This window comes from Mycobacterium sp. 360MFTsu5.1 (assembly GCF_000383495.1).
Lineage (GTDB): Bacteria > Actinomycetota > Actinomycetes > Mycobacteriales > Mycobacteriaceae > Mycobacterium > Mycobacterium mucogenicum_B.
Genome location: NZ_KB911464.1, coordinates 133,026 through 150,127, shown reverse-complemented (window position 1 = coordinate 150,127; position 17,102 = coordinate 133,026). Strand labels below are relative to the sequence as shown.

The window sequence follows — 17,102 nt, the reverse complement described above, 5'->3', positions numbered from 1 at the left end:
CATCAACGAATTCGAGTCTAGTCCTCAGCGATCGAGAACGTCGCGCACGGCAGACTTGATCAGCGACGTGTGCAGCGTGATGGCGAGCGCCGCGACCTCGCGGGCCAGTTCGTCGGCCCGGTCACGGGCCCCGGCGTTGCCGGCTTTACCGATGGGGCCGGCGATCTGGGCGATCAGGTCAGACTGCCGGTCAGCGGCGGACCGGAAGGCCCGCAGGTGCCGCGGTTCGACACCGTATTCGCCCAGCGCATGGGCACATTGTGCGATGACCACGGCATGTTCGTCGAAGAACCCCGCCGGGCCGGGGATGATCACGCCGCTCTTGACCAGCGCGGCCAACAGCTCCGGCTTGATGCCGGAGCGCTGCAGCAGGTCCTCTCGGCTGAGCCGGACCTGGGCGGGCGCGACGTCAGCCGGGACACCGGCCTGGTCGCTGTCCGGATCCGGAACCAATTTCGGTACGCCGTAAGCGGATCCGTTCGACGGCAGCGCGCCGTCGGGCTGGGCGTCCAGCTGGGCCTTGATGACCTTGAGCGGCAGGTACTGATCCCGCTGCGCGGACAGGATGAACCGCAGCCGCGCGCAGTCATAGGCCGTAAAACGACGGTAGCCCGACCCAGTGCGTTCGGGCGTGACCAGACCCTGTTCCTCCAGGAACCGGATCTTGGAGATGGTCACATCCGGGAAGTCTGGCCGGAGCAGATCGAACACCGCTCCGATCGACATCCCGGCCACTGCACTGCGGTCGGGCTGCGTCATGAACTGACCGCCGGTCTAACCAGCCGAGCTGTCGTCGGTCTTGGGGCCGGTCAGGAACACGAGGCGGAACTTGCCGATCTGGACCTCGTCACCGTTGGCCAGCACCGCCGAGTCGACGGGCTCGCGGTTGACGTAGGTGCCGTTGAGGCTGCCGACGTCGACCACCTGGAACTCACCGGACTCGAGCCGGAACTCGGCGTGGCGACGGCTCACCGTCACATCGTCGAGGAAGATGTCGCTGTCAGGATGACGGCCCGCCGAGGTGCTCGGCTGATCCAGCAGGAATCGCGAGCCGGCATTCGGCCCCCGCTTGACCACCAGGAGGGCCGAGCCCACCGGCAGTCCTTCAACTCCGGAAACGGCACTGGTGCCGCTCGTCGAAGCCGGGGCGTCGAGCTCATTGAGGAAGTCCGCCCGGAAGACCGATGTGGTCTCCACCGTTGCCTCCTCGGAGCCGAAATCGGTCCCCGAACCGCTGTCGTTATCCGTCACGCGCTGCTCCTCTACTGGCTGCTGTGGCGCTCTTTTGCACGACCAGCCGGCAGGTGCTGCCAGCAGTCATCGAATGTCGCATACGTCTCACTATTGACCGTACCGCGCGGCGCGGGCCAGTGTGCCCGCCACCACCGGATCCGCCGAGCCGACTTTGGTGTCGCCACGGCCGAACCGGACCGCAGCACCCTAACAAAAGGGTTACTCGTCCAGGGTCGCCCGGTAGCCGTCCGCGTCCAGCAGACCGGCGAGCTGGCTGTCCAGTTCGGCCACGTCGGCCTGCAGTTCGATGAGCCAGCCGGCGTCATACGGATCGGAGTTGACCAGGTCGGGCGAGCCTTCCAGATCACCATTGACCGCAACGATTTTCGCGGCGATCGGGGCGTACAGCTCCGACGTCGTCTTGGGCGATTCGACCTCACCGAACACGTCGCCGGCGGCGACGGTGATGCCGACCTCGGGCAGATCGACGTAGACGACGTCGCCCAGCGCGCCCTGCGCGAAATCGGTGATTCCGACCCGTACGGTGCCCTCGCCGGTGCGGCGCACCCATTCGTGCTCGGTGGTGTACAGCAGATCGGCTGGCGTTTCGCTCACGACGCTCCTTGAGTGTTGGTGGGGTACATACGATACGGCTCGACGATCAGGCCCGGCGTCTACTTGACGGGCTGAGCGTATTGGCGCGGTTTCGGTTGCCGCAAGGCACTCACGTCGATCGTGTCGGCCTGTTGCACGGTCATTGTGCCGCCAACCCGTTTCACACTGTCCATCGCCCCGCCCGGGATGTTCATCGCGGCCGCGAGCGTCGGCGGATCCCCAATGGCGAGAATGGAATAGGGCGGGTTCATGGTCACGTTGTCGACGACCAGCGCGCCCGCGGTGCCGGTCACCCAGGTGTCGACACCGACCCGTACCGCGGTCTGCTGGTCACCGCGTCCCGACCGGATCTCCATGGCCTCGGCGCCGGCGGCGCGCAACTCGTTGATGACGTCGAGCAAGGTCTCGGGCGACACGCCGGGTGCGATGTCCTCGATGGTGATGGTGACGCCCGGGCCGGTGGCCGCGACGGTGCCGATCAGGATCGACAGGGCGCGCAGGCGCGCCTGCGCGTTCTCGATGGCGGCCTGGTCGCTGTTGCCCGACGCCTGCAACGACGACAGCGTCTTCTGCAGGTCGGCCACCTCGGTGTTGAGAGACGCCTCGCGCTGTTGCAGCGAGTCGAGCAGCACCAGCAGGTCTGCAGGCCGCGCGGTGTCGAGGGCGTCACCGGATTCGGTCTGGCGCACCTGCGTCGCGATGGCCACCCCGAGCAGCACACAGAGCAGTACGGCCAGCGCGCCGAACATCAACTGCGACCGGGTGCGCGGCAGCCGGGCCGGGACGCCGTCGGGCAGCTCGTGCCGGCCGTGGTGTTCTTCCGCGTGCTGTTCGTCGTCAGCCATGTCGCACCGTCACGCCCCGAACAACCTTCGGCGCAGCGCCGCCGCGTTGCCGAAGATCCGGATACCGAGCACGACGATGATCGCGGTGGACAACTGCGTGCCCACGCCCAGCTGGTCGCCCACGTAGACGATCACGGCGGCGACCAGGACGTTGAAGACGAACGAGATCACGAAGACCTTCGCATCGAAGATGCGTTCCAGGTAGGCCCGCAGTCCCCCGAACACCGCGTCCAGCGCCGCCACCACGGCGATCGGCAGATACGGCTGGACCGCCTCGGGCACGCTGGGGTGAAAGATCAACCCCAGCACGATGCCGACCACCAGTGCCGCGATCCCGATCATGTAGCCCTGCTCACTTTGGTCCAATCTCCTTGGCGAAGTTGACATCTCGTACCGACGCGGCCGACACCGTCAGCCGGTCGCGGGTCTGGACGCTGATTCCCACGCCGTACGACTGGGCGAGCAGCATCAGCCGCTGCATGGCAGGGGTCTGCTCGAACACCTCCTGCATGGCGTGCGGCGGCCCGATGGCGACGACGACGTACGGGCTGGCCACCGGCTGGTTGTCGACGAGGATGCCACCGCCGGCCTGCCGCATGGTCACGTTCGGCCCGATCCGCACGCCGCCGACGGAGACCGCCTCGGCACCGGCCGCCCACAACGAGTTGACGGCCAGCTGCAGGTCGCGGTCCAGGATGATCTGCGGGCTGCCGGCAACGCGCTGCTTCGACACATCGGACAGGTTCGGGCTCGGCGGCGGCTCGGTGACGGTGACGGTGAGGCCGGGGCCGGTCACCGCGGTCACGCCCGCGCCGAACTCGGCCTGCTCGAGGGCGGCCAGCAGCTCACGGCCTTTCTCGTCGCCGGCCAGCCGGCTGCGGCGCGCGGCCTCCACCTGGCCCGCGAGGGCGTCGCGGGTGGCGGTGCTGTCGCGGGTCCGCTCTTCGGCGGTGCGCGCGTTGGCCGACAGGACATGCTGGGTCTGGTCGTTGGCCGGGGCCATCGACACCGCGTGCTGTGCCGCCGTCACGAACACCACCGACACCGCGGCGACGCCGACCAGCAGCCAGGCGCCGTCGACGAACCGCCGGGAGCCGCGGCGGGCACCGTCACCGGCCGCCTCGCGGCGCTCGGCCGCGGCGGCGTAGCCCGGATCGAGATGGTCGGTCAGCAGCGAGCGCAGCAGTGACGGCACCGGAATCCGGACCGGCTCGTCGGCGACGTGGCTGTTACGGCCGGCCTCCGGCCAGTAGCCGCCCAGCGCCCGGTCCCGGGGCGTCCCGGCTTCCGTCACGCCGCCGACCTCGCGACCGGCGGCAGCTCCCTGCGCACCATGGCCACCTGGATCAGGTACAGCACCGCCGACCACAGATACATGGCGATCCCCCAGACGAGGAACGCCCAACCACAGGCCAGCACCACGCGGCTCCAGGCGTCGGGCCACTGTCCCAGCAGCACGAGCGGGAAGCCGGACATCAGCGCGAACGTCGCGGCCTTGCCGATATAGGTGACGGGCAGCGCCGTCAGCCCGCGGCCGCGCAGCAGCGGCAGCGTGGCCGCCAGCACGACGTCGCGGCCGATCAGGGTCAGGACGAACCACCAGGGCACGACGTGCGCGATCGCCAGCGCAACCGGCACGACGAGCATGTAGATCCGGTCGACCAATGGGTCCAGCAGCTCGCCCAGCCGCGACGACTGGTTCGGTACCAGGCGCGCGATCTTGCCGTCCGCCCAGTCGGAGAAGCCGCTGAACATCAGGGTCGCGACGGCCCAGCCGTTGGCATGCGCCGACAGCAGCAGGTAGAGGAACACCGGGACCAGCAGCAACCGCAACGCGCTGAGCGCGTTGGGAATCGTCAGCACGCGGTCGCCCGACTCGGCTTCCACGTCTGTATGCGATCCGCCTCCGGCTTCTCGCTGGGGGTCCATAGGGCTAAACCTAACGGAATACCCCGGGCAGGCTCAGCGCTGCCATCGTGTCGTCGGCCAGCGGGTTGTCGTGAATCATGTACGTCCACGTCGACGTCGGGCGGGCCAGCTTGGACAGATCCAGGCCGGGCTCGTCCTCCAGCACGTTGGCGGTCTCGAAGGTCTGCTGCGCGGCCTCGATGGCGTCGGCCGCCAGCGACGCGAACGCGTCGACCGCCATGCGGTGGAACTCGTCGAGCGGATCCTGGCGTCCCAGCGCGCGCAGGTGGATGCTCTCGCGGATGTCGGACAGGTACGCCAGGTGGTCGGCCCAACCGCGGTCCAGGTGGTACAGCATGATCAGCCGGCAGATGCGCTCGAGCTCGTCCTCGGCGCCCTCTTCCCCAATCTGGCTGACCAGTTCCTGGTACCGGTCCGGCGACAGCTCCTTGAGCTCGTCGCGCGCGGTGGTGGTGCGCAGCAGGGTCTCGCGGCGTTCCACGATGATCGCGCGCTGCTGCGCGGTGAGCTGGTTGTAGCGCCAGGTGTTGGCGTGCACGTCCAGCAGCCGGCCCTCGGCGACGCGCTGCGCGTGCTCGAGCATCTGGCCGGCGCGGTCGCTGATGATGCGGCCGTCCTCGTCGGTCTGCATCGGGAGCTTCTCGGGCTCCAGGTGCGAGACGACGACGTCGTCCTCCCAGCTGGAGAAGAACACCGACGAGCCCGGGTCGCCCTGGCGGCCGGCGCGGCCGCGCAGCTGGTTGTCGAGGCGTTCGGTGTGGTGCCGGCCGGTGCCGATGACGTGCAGGCCACCGAGTTCGGCGACGGCGTCGTGGTCGGCTTCGTCGGATCCGCCGAGGCGGATGTCGGTGCCGCGGCCGGCCATCTGCGTGGAGACGGTGACGGTGGCGAGCTTGCCCGCCTCGGCGATGACGGCGGCTTCTTCCTCGTCGTTCTTGGCGTTCAGCACGACGGCGGGCACTCCGGCCTTGACCAGTTTCGCGTGCAGCTCTTCGGATTCGGCGACATCGCGGGTACCGACCAGCACCGGCTGACCGGTCGCGTGGATCTCCTGGATGTGCTCGATGACGGCCTGGTTCTTGGCGGCCGCGGTGATGTAGACGCGGTCGGTCTCGTCCTCGCGGATGTTCGGCGTGTTCGGCGGAATCGGCGACACCCCGAGCCGGTAGAACTGGCGCAGCTGCTCACCGGCGGCCAGCGCGGTGCCGGTCATGCCGCACACCGTCGGGTAGCGGCCGATGAGGGCCTGGACGGTGATGGTGTCGAGCACCTCGCCGGTCTCGGTGGTCTCGATGCCTTCCTTGGCCTCGACGGCTGCCTGCAGGCCGTCGGGCCAGCGCTGCAGCGACGCGATGCGGCCGCGCGAGGCGTTGATGAGGTGAACGGCGTTGTCCCGCACGATGTAGTGCACGTCGCGCTGCAGCAGCACATGCGCGTGCAGGGCCACGTTGACCTCGGTCAGGGTCGTGCCGATGTGCTCCTCGGAGTACAGGTCGATGCCGCCGAGCGCCTTCTCGAGCTTGCGCGCCCCGGCGTCGGTCAGGTGCACGTTGCGGCGGTCGGCGTCGGTGTCGTAGTACTGCAGCGAGTCGTCGACCCGGTTCTCGGAGGTCATCTCCCCGACCAGCCGGATGATCTCCATGCGCGGGGTCTCGCGGTGGGTGGTGCCGGCGAGGACCAGCGGCACCAGCGCCTCGTCGACGAGCACCGAGTCGGCCTCGTCGATCAGCGCGACGTCGGGCCGCGGCGACACCAGGTCGTCGACGTGGGTGACCAGCTGGTCACGCAGCACGTCGAACCCGATCTCGTTGACCGAGGCGTAGGTGACGTCGCATTCGTAGGCGGCGCGCCGTTCGTCGGCCGTCGACTCGGCGGTGATCCAGCCGACCGTCAGGCCCATGGCCGCCAGCAGCGGTCCCATCCATTCGGCGTCGCGGCGGGCCAGGTAGTCGTTGACGGAGATGACGTGCACGTGCCGGCCGGCCAGCGCGTAGCCGGCAGCCGCGATCGCGCCGGCCAGGGTCTTGCCCTCACCGGTGGCCATCTCGACGACGTCGCCGGCCATCATGCGCAGCGCGCCGAGGAGCTGGACATCGAACGGCCGCAGGCCCGTGGTGCGTTCGGCCGCTTCGCGGGCGATGGCGAGGAACTGCGGGATGTCGGCGGCGTCGGCGAGCTCGGACAGCTCGAGCAGCTTGGCGGCCTTGGTGATCTGCTCGTCGTCCAGCCCCGCGGCCTTGTCGTCGAATTCGGCCGACGCCCGAACCTGATTCATCGATCGGTTCTGGTTCTTGTCGGTGGAAGCACCGAGCAGCTTCCAGAACTTGCTGCTCAGCCGGCCGGATTTCGCGGTGCTGGTTTTCGCCACAGGTCAAAGGTACCGGTCCCGTCCGGCCGCTCTGCTGCAGCCGTCCACCTGCCGGAGACCCGCGGAAGGTGACCGGCGTCTCACGTCATTGCCTGTCGCAGCGCGAACGTCAATAGGTCACGGGTACCTTGCGGGGATGGATTTGTTCACCCCGACCCTCGAATGGGGCAGTGAGCTCACTACCTCGCTGTGGTGGATCGCGAAAGCCTGGCTGATCGCCGCGGTATCGACGCTGGTGGTGGTGACCGCCATCGGCCGGTTCACGGTCTGGGGACGGCAGTTCTGGCGCATCACCGGCGCGTACTTCGTCGGCCGCGACAGCATCATCGTGTGGCTGTGGCTGGCGGCGCTGCTGCTGTCGGTGATCACCGGCGTCCGGCTCACGGTGCTCTTCAGCTATCAGAGCAACGACCTGATGACCAGTTTCCAGGTGGTGGCCTCTGGCCTGGCCGGCCATGACCAGGCCGTGAAGGACTCTGGCGCACACGGGTTCTGGATGTCGATCGGCATCTTCTCGCTGCTGGCCGTGCTGCACGTCTGCCGCATCATGCTCGACCTGTTCATGACGCAGCGGTTCATCCTGCGGTGGCGCGCCTGGCTGACCGACCGGCTCACGGGCGACTGGCTGGACGGCAAGGCGTACTACCGGTCGCGGTTCATCGACGACACCATCGACAACCCGGACCAGCGCATCCAGAGCGATATCGACATCTTCACCGCCGGCGTGGGCCCGCTGCCCAACACGCCCAACAACATGACCACCTCCACGTTGTTGTTCGGCGCCATCAACGCCATCGCATCGATGCTTTCGTTCACCGCGATTCTGTGGAACCTGTCCGGCACGCTGACCATCGCCGGGCTGACCATCCCCAAGGCGATGTTCTGGATCGGACTCGGTTACGTCCTGATCGCCTCGGTGGTGGCCTTCTGGATCGGCCGTCCCATCATCTGGCTGTCGTTCGACAACGAACGCTTCAACGCCGCCTTCCGCTACGCGCTCGTGCGGATGCGCGATGCGGCCGAGGCCGTCGCCTTCTACCACGGTGAGCTCGCCGAGCGGACGGGTCTGCGCCGGTTGTTCGCGCCCGTCGTCGACAACTACAAGCGGTACGTCAACCGGATGATCGGCCTCAACGGCTGGAACCTGTCGATGAGCCAGATCATCGTGCCGTTGCCGTACGTCCTGCAGTTCCCGCGCTTCCTCGCCGGCGAGATCAAGCTCGGCGACATGAACCAGACGGCGTCGGCGTTCGGCAGCATCCAGGACGGGTTGTCCTTCTTCCGTAACGTGTACGACCAGTTCGCCGGCTACCGCGCCGCCATCATCCGTCTGCACGGCCTGGTGACGGCCAACGACGCGGCACGGCACCTGCCCGAGCTCGCCACCGAGGACTGCCCCGACGACACCATCACGCTGGAGCAGGTCACGGTGAGCACGCCGGACGGCCGCGAGCTCATCGCGCCGCTGGATCTGTGCCTGTACCCGGGCGAGGCACTGGTGGTCACCGGCCCGTCCGGCAGCGGCAAGACGACCCTGCTGCGCAGCCTGGCCAAGCTGTGGCCCTTCTGCCACGGCGCCATGCACTTCCCGATGGAGGAGAACGAGACGCTGTTCCTGTCGCAGCTCCCATATGTGCCACTGGGTGATCTGCGCGCGGTGGTGTCCTACCCGAGCAAGGTGGGCGCCCACACCGACGAGCAGCTGCAGGAGGTCCTGCGCAAGGTCGCACTGCCCCACCTGGCGAACCGCCTCGACGAGGTCGACGACTGGGCCAAGGTCCTCTCGCCCGGCGAGCAGCAGCGCGTCGCCTTCGCCCGCGTGCTGCTGACCCGGCCCAAGGCCGTGTTCTTCGACGAGTCCACCTCGGCACTCGACGAAGGTTTGGAAATGATGCTGTACCAACTGGTTCGAAACGAACTGCCCGACACCACCGTGGTCAGCGTCAGCCACCGCAGCACCGTCGAACAGCACCACCAGCAGGAGCTGGAGCTGCTGGGCGACGGCAACTGGCGGCTCACCCGGATCGAAGACGACGGCGTGCCCGCCGGCGTCTGATCACCGCGTGGCGGCGTGGGTGCCGGCCCGGCGGCCGAAGAACGATCCCTCGCCCAGCTGGGTGCCACTGGCGTAGCCCTTGCCGTCCTGCGCGATGTTGGACGCGCAGGCGCCCGCCGCGTACAGCCCCGGCACCGCGCTGCCGTCCGCGCGCAGCACTTGGCCGTCGATGCTGACCGACAGGCCGCCCATGGTGAATCCGGAGTACAGGGCCCGGCCGAGCGACAGGTCGAATGCCGCCCACGGCCCATTGTCCTGGGCCGCAACGTAATCCGGCTGCTTGTGGAAGTCGGGGTCGGCGCCGGCCGCGGCGTTGGCGTTGTAGCGCTCCAATGTCGCCGCCAGGTTCCCGGCCGGAATGCCCAGCGCCTCTTCCATTTCCGCGATCGTCTCCCAGCCGTCGATGAACCGGATCAACGGCATCGCCGGCATCTCGGTGTGCGCTTCGTCGACGATCAGGTAGGCCACCTGGTCGGGCTGCTCGAGCACGAAAGCCGATGTGCGCGAATGGTAGGAGTCCTCGTTGACGAAGCGCTGGCCGTTCTGGTTGACGATGACGCCGGTGAGCAGGATCTCCGGCGGGTAGGCGGCAGCGGTGATGAACAGCTGGTCCAGGTTCTTGGCCACGCCACCGGCCGAGACGCCGAGCTTGATGCCCAGCCCGTCGTCGTTCGGGTTGCCCAGGATGTAGGGCTCGACTTCGCCGTGGTGCTTGGTCTTTCGCTTCTGGCCCAGCGCCGGCGTGTGCTCGGCCACCATCTCGGGGTTCATCGCGAAACCGCCCGCGGCGATGATCACCGCACCGGCCTTGACGGTGCCCGTCACGCCGAAGTTCTTCCATGCCACCCCGGCGACAGCACCGGTGTCGTCGAGCACGAGGTTCGTCGCGCCGGTCTCGTAGCGCATCTCGACGCCGAGTTCGTCCGCCCGTTTCAGCAGCAGCTTGATGACCATGTCCGCGCCGCCCAGCTCACCCGGCACCGGGACGGAGTGCCCACGGGGTGCGGCCTTGGCCTGCTCGCAGAACGGCCATACCTTCTCGTTGCCGGTGTAGGACAGGCCCTCGGTGCCCGGCGGCACCACCACCTTGCCCGGGTAGTAGCTGCGCTCGAACTGAAAACCCAAGTCCTCCAACCAGTTGAAGTGCTCGACGCTGCCGTCGCAGTAGGCCCGGATCTTGTCGTGCTCGGGGTCGTGGGCGACGGCGACCAGGTACTTGTACATCTCGTCGGCGGTGTCGTCGTGGCCGGTGGCCTGCTGCACCGCCGTGCCGCCACCCAGGTAGAAGTGGCCGCCGGCCATGGACGTCGTGCCGCCCGCGCCGGCCGCCTTCTCCAGCACCAGGACCTTGGCGCCCGCAGCGGCGGCGCTGACCGCGGCGCAGCCACCGGCGATGCCGAAGCCGATCACGACGACGTCGGCCTCGTCGGACCATTCGGTGACGTCGGCGGCGTTGACGGTCTCGGGAACTGTTTGCATCGTCTCTCCTGGGCCGGTCTCGGTGGTGTCCAGGGCGGTCGATTCAGGCAATCTGGACACGTGTCTGATCAGTGATCGACTAGACAATAACGTCGAGACGAGACCATGGCTAGAACGTGTTCTAGTTCTCTACTCGTTTTCGTCGATGCCGAGGTAGGCCGCGATGCACCGGGCCGACGCGGCGCGCGCCTGCTCGGGGTCGGCGCCGCCGGCGATATCCGCCGCGCACCAGGCCGCGCCGGATTCGCGGGTGAACCGGCGGCCGTCGTCGCTGACGGTCCACTGGGGACCGAACGACGGATCGATGTCCTGCCCCGTCGACGTGTGGATGGCGAGTCCGAGAAGCGCGCCGTCCCAGCCCATGCCCACCGCACTGGGTCCGTACTGAGCCCAGAACTCCTCGTCGTCGGTCGGGGCGATGTGGTCGAGTTCCAGACGTGCCGAACGGTCGCCCTCGTCGACGATGCGCAGCTCGATCCAGCTGGTCTGACCGTTGCACTCCCAGGTGGCGGTGAAGGTGTGCGGCGGATCGCACGTCAGCACGGTGCCGCCGGCGTTGCCCTCGATCTGGAATGTGCCGCCGAGCACGAGGTCGCCGGTGACCGGCAGGAACCATCGCGGAATCCGTTCCCGATTGGTACACGCGTCCCACAGATCTGCCCCATCGGTCGGATACGACTGACTGATCGTGACGACACGGACCTCGCCCGCCTGCCACGTTCGCGTGCCGACCGTGCGTTGCACGGCGTTGATCTGTGCGGTGACGTCGATCATCACTCCCCCTTGCGGTTGCGTTTGCCGCGCGCCACCTCGGTGGCCAGCGCGTCCAGATGTGGCCGCCAGAACTGGCGGAACCCGGCCAGCCAGTTGTCGATGTCCTGCATACCCCGGCCGTCCACGGCATACAGCCGCCGCTGACCGTCCGGGCGCACACTGGCAAAACCGTTGTCGCGCAATACCTTCAGATGCTGCGACACCGCCGGTTGACTGATCGAGAACTCGGCTTGAATCGTCGCCCCGATGGCGCCCGCGGTCAGTTCACCGTTCGCCAGCAGTTCCAGGATCCGTCGGCGAACCGGGTCCCCCAGGACATCGAAGGCGTGCACATCGCAAAGTTATAGCCGTGACTTATATAAGTCAAGGGTTACATATCTGGATGTGACGCGGACCCACGCCCACTGGCACGTTCACGCCTTCAGCGCGGGATCGACACGGGCAGCGCCCGGTCAGTTGCCGGCGGCAGCCTGCTGCACGACGGCGTCATTGGTCTGCTGGTCGGTCGCGCTCCACGAGACGGCCGCGGGGAAATGCCCCCACGTGCTGTTGAAGACGCCGACGAGGACGGCCCGGTTGTCGGGGGTGACGGTGTACACCGGCCCGCCGGAGTCGCCCTTCTGGCTGACGATGCCGTTGGACATGGTGAACCAGCCGTTGTTCACCGCGTCGACGGTGCCGCACGTCTCACCGGTGACGACGCCGAAGTGGCAGACGGGTGCGCCGCGCTGCGGATTCACCGCGGGATCGGTGACGAGCATCCGGCCGCCCGGCAGGATGTTGTTCACCATGACGTCGCCGGCGATGTTGATGGACTCCCAGTCGGAGATCTGATGGTCGGTCGCGATGGTGGCGCCGTCCGGCGTGTTGTCCCGGAACGTGATCATGGTGCCGATGAAGCGGCCGTCCTTGTCGGTGACGGGGCCGTTGCCACGGCAGTGACCTGCGGTGTAGCCCGTCCGCGCGACCGGGTCCACATAACCCAGCGTGCAGCGCGTGGTGCCCTGGTGAATCTCCATGCCCGGGTAGACGAGCACTCCGGAATCAGCCGACGCGACCGGCGCCGGGCCGCCCACAGCGAACATCGGCACAGCGACCGCGGCTACTGCCACGGCCCGCATACCCCCCACAAACATGACCTTGCTCCCATCACCTCGGGACGGACGTCGCGCCAGCCTACCCCGCAAACCCGAACACGGGACGGGAAAGCCCCCGCCCCGGGCGGCCGGCGCCCGCCTGGCACCAGCAAACAAGCTGCCCCTGAAATGCGCTGGCGGCCCGGATCTTTCGATCCGGGCCGCCAGGGTCCGACCAGGTCAGGGAATGGTCAGGAGCTGACCGGGCTGAATCAGGTCCGGGTTGTCGATTCCGCTGGCGCCGGCAATCTCCGGGTAGCGGCTGCCGTCGCCGTAGAACTGCTCGGCGATGGCCCACAGGGTGTCACCCGACTGCACGGTGTAGGTGCGTGCGGCGGGGGCCTCGGGCACCGGGGCGGGCTCGGGCTCGGCAACGACCTCAGCGACCGGCTCGGCAGCCACCTCAGGCTCGGGCGCGGGGGCGGGCTCCGGGGCCGCCTCGACCGGCGCCGGGGGCGCCTCGTCGGTGTGGGTCTCGGACGACCACTTGGCGTCGTCACCGCTGTAGAGCACGAGATTGCGATCGTCCTGCAGCACGAGACGGACGTTGTCGGCGCCGGCGGTCTGGCTGGCCCACACCGGCTTGTCCGGGGTGTACAGCACGAAGTTGCCGTCCTCCTGCACCTCGGCGCGCTTCACGTCCTGGCCGTCGGTTGCGGTGGCCCACACGGACTGCTCCCCTGCGTACAGAACCAGATTGCCGTCGTCCTGCAGCACCAGCCGGTACGCACCGTTGTTCGACGTCAGCGACTGGCCGACCTCGAGCTTCTCGCCCTTCTGAAGTGTGTCACCCATGAAGTCCAGCTCCTTTTGGTTCGATTCACCCTGTCGCTCATCGACAGTACCGGCGGTTCCGGGGAACGCCAGCGTTTGCGCTCGCCCAAATCAAAACAGTTGGCAAACAATGAGTTATCGCGAAGGATTCACAGCGTTCTGATAGCGTTTACGCCCCTGTCAGCGAACCGGCGCAGACCCCGGTCCCGCCGGCTGCCATCCCGGCGGGCCGAACACGTAACCCACTCGGTCACCGAATCCGTTGGCCTGGCGCACATCTCGGACCATCGAGACGTACTCGTGCGTCTGTAGTTTCCAGATGTCATACGTGCCAACAGGTTTGGTCAATCCGTAGTTCGGCCGGGCGGTCTCGGGCGCGAAGCTGCCGAACAGCCGGTCCCAGATGATCAGGATGCCGCCGTAGTTCTTGTCGAGGTACTGCTGGTCCCGGCCGTGGTGCACGCGGTGATGCGACGGCGTGTTGAAGACGTATTCGATTGGCCGCCAGAGCTTCCCGATACGTTCGGTGTGAATCCAGTACTGGTACACCAGGTTCAGCGAGAAACTGGCGAACACGATCCACGGCGGCACGCCCAGCGCCGGCAAGACCGCCTTCATCGCCAGGTCGCCGGAGGGATTCCACTTCTGCCGCAGCGCGGTGGACAGGTTGAAGTACTCGCTGGAGTGGTGCGCCTGGTGCGTGGCCCAGAACAGCCGCACCCGGTGGGCCATGCGGTGATAGGTGTAATAGATCAGGTCGACGCCGAGGATCGCGATCACCCACGTGTACCAGGCGTCGCCCGGCAGGTGCCACGGCGCGACGTACACGTACAGCGCCGCGTAGCCGACCAGCGCGAGGAAATTCAGCACACCGCTGGTGAACAGCGACACCGCGCCCATCCAGATGCTGGCCCAGGCGTCGGCGCGCAGATAGGCGCCGGACGGCGGCCGCTGCTCGTCGTACGCCAGCTTGCGGGCCGCGCCCCACTCCAGCAGCAGCGCCACCACGAAGAACGGAATGGCGTACGAGACCGGGTCGTGCAGCATGGTGGGCAGCACGTCGGACAGCAGATCGGAACTCACGTCGACACCTCCGCGCGCAGCGTATCTGGACGCACACCGTCCGCCGGCCGGAAATGCGCCCGCAACCTCGTCTTCCGGACGGCCCGTGCTCAGCTCCCATGGTGCTCCGAATCGCGGCAAGATGGCGCCCATGACTGATCGCACCGCGTCGCTCGTCGAGCTCGCCCGACGCCACGGTGTGGCCACCGAGTACGTCGACTGGAGCGGCGCCCAACACGCCGTCGCCGCGTCCACACTGGTCGCCGTGCTCGCGGCGCTCGGCGTACCGGCGGATTCCGAGGAGGCGCGCGCGGCGGCCCTGGCCGACCACGAGCGCGCGTACTGGCAGCGCACCCTGTACCCCACCATCGTCGCCCGGTCGGGCCAGCCGACGAGTTTCTGGGTGCACGTCACCCACGGCGCACCCGTCGGCGTGTGGATCCGGCTGGAAGACGGTTCGGTGCGGGCCGGGCTGCGCCAGCTGGAGAACAACCGGCCGCCTTTCGATCTCGATGGCCGCCTGGTCGGCGAGGCGACCTTCGAGCTGCCCGCCGATCTCCCACTGGGCTACCACCGGCTGCACGTCCAGGCCGGCGCCGCCGCGGACGCCGATGCCGTCCTGATCGTCACCCCCGATGCACTGACGCTCCCGAGCCGCCTGGGCAGCGGCCGGGCCTGGGGCCTGGCCACCCAGCTCTACAGCGTGCGTTCGCAGAACTCCTGGGGTACGGGCGACCTCACGGACCTCACCGACCTCGCCGTGTGGTCGGCCGCCCGGCATCATGCCGATTTCATCCTGGTGAACCCGTTGCACGCCGCCGGTCCGGTGGCCCCGATGGAGCCGTCGCCCTATCTGCCGACGTCGCGCCAGTTCGCCAACCCGCTCTATCTGCGGGTGCAGGCCATCCCCGAATACACCGCCGTCCGCACCCCGGCCACGCTGCGCAAGGCGCGGGCCGACGCGCAGTCCCGCGCCGACAAGAACGAGTTCATCGATCGCGACGCCGCGTGGAAGTCCAAGCGCAACGCACTCAAGGAGGTGTACCGGGCCCGCCGCTCGGCGGGGCGGGCCCTCGCGTACGACGGCTACCGGCAGCGGACCGGCCGCACGCTCGACGACTTCGCGACGTGGTGCGTGCTGGCCGAGAAGCACGGCGACGACTGGCGCGACTGGCCGGCGGAGTTTCAGCACCCCGACCATCCGGCGGTGCGGGCATTCGCCGAAAAGCACAGCAGCCGTATCGATTTCCATCGATGGCTGCAGTGGCAGCTCGATGACCAGCTGACCGCCGCCCAGGCCACCGCGGTCCAGACGGGCATGTCCCTTGGCATCGTCCACGATCTGGCGGTCGGCGTGCACCCGGGCGGCGCCGACGCGTGGGCACTGCAGGATGTGCTGGCGACCGGGGTCTCAGCGGGGGCGCCGCCGGACGAGTTCAACCAGCTCGGGCAGGACTGGTCACAGCCACCGTGGCGTCCGGACGAACTCGTGGAGCGGGCGTACGAGCCGTTCCGCGCCGTCGTCAGGGCGGTGCTGCGGCACGCGGGCGGTGTCCGCATCGACCACATCATCGGTCTGTTCCGGCTGTGGTGGATTCCGGACGGTGCGACGCCCGTCGACGGTACCTACGTCCACTACGACCATGAGGCGATGATCGGCGTCCTGGCGCTCGAGGCGTACCGGTCCGGTGCGGTCGTGGTCGGCGAGGACCTCGGCACCGTCGAACCGTGGGTTCGCGACTACCTACGCGACCGCGGTCTGCTCGGCACCTCGATCCTGTGGTTTGAGGCCGATCAGGACGGCGGACCGCTGCCCGCGCCGCGGTGGCGCGAGTACTGCCTGTCGGCGGTGACGACGCATGACCTGCCACCGACGGCGGGTTACCTCGCCGGTGCGCATCTGCGGCTGCGCCGCGACCTCGGGCTGCTGACCCGTCCGTACAAGGAAGAGGTCGCGGCCGATCGCGCCGACCAGCAGCGCTGGTTGGACGTCCTGCGGGCGGCGGGATTGTTGCCACCGAACGCGCCCGAGGCGATCGACGCCGACCAGACCGTCCTGGCCCTGTACCGCTATCTCACCCGCACCCCGTCGCGGCTGCTGGCGCTGGCCCTGCCCGATGCGGTCGGCGACGTGCGGACCCAGAATCAGCCGGGCACCACCGACGAATATCCGAACTGGCGGGTGCCGCTGGCGGGTCCGGACGGCCGGAAAATCCTCCTCGAAGACCTGTTTTCCGATGCTCGTGCGGCCGCGTTGGCGCAGGTGATGGCCGACGCCGTGACACCGGGATTGAGTTGATTCGAGTTTCTCCACCCCGGCATCTGCGCTATCTTCGCTGTACTCGAGGAGGTCAGGTGAAGAAGCTGAAGATGCTGACGGCAAGCGCCGTGGCAGCAGGTGCGGTGGCGGTGGGTGCCACCGCGATGTTCGGCTCGTCGGTGGCCGCGTCGGATCCCGGTGGTGCCGGTTCGATGAATGTGGTGGGTGAGTCCTACGCCCGCGCCGTCTCGATTCTCAAGAGCCAGGGCGTGAAGGCCACGTTCGGTGGATCGGTCGGCAGCGACGTGCCGCAGGCGCAATGCATCGTCGATCAGGAGAAGATGGGCAGCCATGGCCGCGTCATCCTGATGCTGAACTGCACCACCAAGGCCGTCGAGAACGCCCAGGCCGGTGCGCCCGCATCGGCTGGTGCCGCCGGCGGCGCTCCGGGCGCTCCGCAGGGCCCGCACGTCGGCGCCAACGGCGTGACGACGGTCCAGGCGACGCCGGTCGGCCCGCAGCCGGGCATGTCGGTCCCCGGTATGTAACTGTTTGCAGAAGCGGCATTCCA

At 68.2% G+C, this 17,102-nt stretch carries 17 protein-coding genes; 3 read left to right on the top strand and 14 right to left on the bottom strand.

The features are described 5' to 3' along the window. Positions 1-24: 24 nt before the first annotated feature. The 8 genes from ftsR to secA2 form a co-directional block, all read right to left on the bottom strand. Positions 25-759: a transcriptional regulator FtsR gene (gene ftsR / locus H289_RS0107540; protein ID WP_020100158.1), complete on the bottom strand. Its 735-nt coding sequence runs from the start codon at positions 757-759 to the stop codon at positions 25-27. A gap of 15 nt (positions 760-774) precedes the next feature. Beyond that, entirely contained in the window at positions 775-1,251 is a 477-nt protein-coding gene (garA, locus tag H289_RS0107535; RefSeq protein ID WP_020100157.1) for a glycogen accumulation regulator GarA, read from the bottom strand. Positions 1,252-1,452: 201 nt separating this feature from the next. Continuing rightward, positions 1,453-1,848, bottom strand: a complete 396-nt coding sequence (gene gcvH, locus H289_RS0107530) for a glycine cleavage system protein GcvH (RefSeq protein WP_020100156.1) — start codon at positions 1,846-1,848, stop codon at positions 1,453-1,455. A 59-nt stretch (positions 1,849-1,907) separates the two neighbouring features. Beyond that, complete coding sequence (locus H289_RS0107525; RefSeq protein WP_020100155.1) at positions 1,908-2,693, bottom strand: DUF881 domain-containing protein; 786 nt, start codon at positions 2,691-2,693, stop codon at positions 1,908-1,910. Between the two features lie 9 nt (positions 2,694-2,702). Continuing rightward, positions 2,703-3,035, bottom strand: a complete 333-nt coding sequence (locus H289_RS0107520; protein WP_020100154.1) for a small basic family protein — start codon at positions 3,033-3,035, stop codon at positions 2,703-2,705. A gap of 10 nt (positions 3,036-3,045) precedes the next feature. After that, positions 3,046-3,987 carry a DUF881 domain-containing protein gene (locus H289_RS0107515; protein WP_020100153.1) on the bottom strand — a complete coding sequence of 314 codons (942 nt, stop codon included), beginning with the start codon at positions 3,985-3,987 and terminating at the stop codon, positions 3,046-3,048. After that, positions 3,984-4,622, bottom strand: coding sequence for a CDP-alcohol phosphatidyltransferase family protein (locus H289_RS0107510; RefSeq protein ID WP_036420309.1), 639 nt, complete (start codon positions 4,620-4,622; stop codon positions 3,984-3,986). The genes H289_RS0107515 and H289_RS0107510 overlap by 4 nt, the downstream gene beginning before the upstream one ends. A gap of 10 nt (positions 4,623-4,632) precedes the next feature. Then, positions 4,633-6,990 (bottom strand): accessory Sec system translocase SecA2, encoded by a 2,358-nt coding sequence (gene secA2 / locus H289_RS0107505; protein WP_020100151.1) that lies wholly within the window; start codon positions 6,988-6,990, stop codon positions 4,633-4,635. Between the two features lie 136 nt (positions 6,991-7,126). Here secA2 and H289_RS0107500 point away from each other — a divergent pair, with 136 nt between their 5' ends. Beyond that, positions 7,127-9,046: an ABC transporter ATP-binding protein/permease gene (locus H289_RS0107500; protein ID WP_020100150.1), complete on the top strand. Its 1,920-nt coding sequence runs from the start codon at positions 7,127-7,129 to the stop codon at positions 9,044-9,046. Here H289_RS0107500 and H289_RS0107495 read toward each other — a convergent pair whose 3' ends face one another. The 6 genes from H289_RS0107495 to H289_RS0107470 form a co-directional block, all read right to left on the bottom strand. After that, positions 9,047-10,525, bottom strand: coding sequence for an FAD-binding protein (locus tag H289_RS0107495; RefSeq protein WP_029104907.1), 1,479 nt, complete (start codon positions 10,523-10,525; stop codon positions 9,047-9,049). A 129-nt stretch (positions 10,526-10,654) separates the two neighbouring features. Next, entirely contained in the window at positions 10,655-11,299 is a 645-nt protein-coding gene (locus H289_RS0107490) for an SRPBCC domain-containing protein (protein WP_020100148.1), read from the bottom strand. Beyond that, on the bottom strand, positions 11,299-11,631 hold the full coding sequence (locus H289_RS0107485; RefSeq protein WP_020100147.1) for an ArsR/SmtB family transcription factor: 333 nt from the start codon (positions 11,629-11,631) through the stop codon (positions 11,299-11,301). Before H289_RS0107485 ends, H289_RS0107490 begins: the two co-directional genes overlap by 1 nt. Positions 11,632-11,751: 120 nt before the next feature. Beyond that, entirely contained in the window at positions 11,752-12,435 is a 684-nt protein-coding gene (locus H289_RS0107480; RefSeq protein ID WP_051128422.1) for an Rv1815 family serine proteinase, read from the bottom strand. Positions 12,436-12,615: 180 nt separating this feature from the next. Next, positions 12,616-13,230: a LysM peptidoglycan-binding domain-containing protein gene (locus tag H289_RS0107475; protein ID WP_020100145.1), complete on the bottom strand. Its 615-nt coding sequence runs from the start codon at positions 13,228-13,230 to the stop codon at positions 12,616-12,618. 159 nt (positions 13,231-13,389) lie between these two features. Further along, positions 13,390-14,256 (bottom strand): sterol desaturase family protein, encoded by an 867-nt coding sequence (locus H289_RS0107470; RefSeq protein WP_051128435.1) that lies wholly within the window; start codon positions 14,254-14,256, stop codon positions 13,390-13,392. 166 nt (positions 14,257-14,422) lie between these two features. On the opposite strand from H289_RS0107470, the gene malQ reads away from it, so the two are divergent. Continuing rightward, on the top strand, positions 14,423-16,570 hold the full coding sequence (gene malQ / locus H289_RS0107465; RefSeq protein WP_029104905.1) for a 4-alpha-glucanotransferase: 2,148 nt from the start codon (positions 14,423-14,425) through the stop codon (positions 16,568-16,570). Positions 16,571-16,626: 56 nt separating this feature from the next. Continuing rightward, a complete protein-coding gene (locus H289_RS0107460; protein WP_020100142.1) occupies positions 16,627-17,079 on the top strand; it encodes a hypothetical protein in 453 nt (150 codons plus the stop codon). Positions 17,080-17,102: the final 23 nt, after the last annotated feature.

What these genes read in the sequence shown, in the direction of transcription:
- ftsR (WP_020100158.1), bottom strand. Translation starts at nt 759, where the DNA reads ATGACGCAGCCCGACCGCAGTGCAGTGGCCGGGATGTCGATCGGAGCG.
- H289_RS0107525 (WP_020100155.1), bottom strand. Translation starts at nt 2,693, where the DNA reads ATGGCTGACGACGAACAGCACGCGGAAGAACACCACGGCCGGCACGAG.
- H289_RS0107520 (WP_020100154.1), bottom strand. Translation starts at nt 3,035, where the DNA reads ATGATCGGGATCGCGGCACTGGTGGTCGGCATCGTGCTGGGGTTGATC.
- H289_RS0107510 (WP_036420309.1), bottom strand. Translation starts at nt 4,622, where the DNA reads ATGGACCCCCAGCGAGAAGCCGGAGGCGGATCGCATACAGACGTGGAA.
- H289_RS0107500 (WP_020100150.1), top strand. Translation starts at nt 7,127, where the DNA reads ATGGATTTGTTCACCCCGACCCTCGAATGGGGCAGTGAGCTCACTACC.
- H289_RS0107495 (WP_029104907.1), bottom strand. Translation starts at nt 10,525, where the DNA reads ATGCAAACAGTTCCCGAGACCGTCAACGCCGCCGACGTCACCGAATGG.
- H289_RS0107490 (WP_020100148.1), bottom strand. Translation starts at nt 11,299, where the DNA reads ATGATCGACGTCACCGCACAGATCAACGCCGTGCAACGCACGGTCGGC.
- H289_RS0107480 (WP_051128422.1), bottom strand. Translation starts at nt 12,435, where the DNA reads ATGTTTGTGGGGGGTATGCGGGCCGTGGCAGTAGCCGCGGTCGCTGTG.
- H289_RS0107475 (WP_020100145.1), bottom strand. Translation starts at nt 13,230, where the DNA reads ATGGGTGACACACTTCAGAAGGGCGAGAAGCTCGAGGTCGGCCAGTCG.
- H289_RS0107470 (WP_051128435.1), bottom strand. Translation starts at nt 14,256, where the DNA reads ATGCTGCACGACCCGGTCTCGTACGCCATTCCGTTCTTCGTGGTGGCG.
- malQ (WP_029104905.1), top strand. Translation starts at nt 14,423, where the DNA reads ATGACTGATCGCACCGCGTCGCTCGTCGAGCTCGCCCGACGCCACGGT.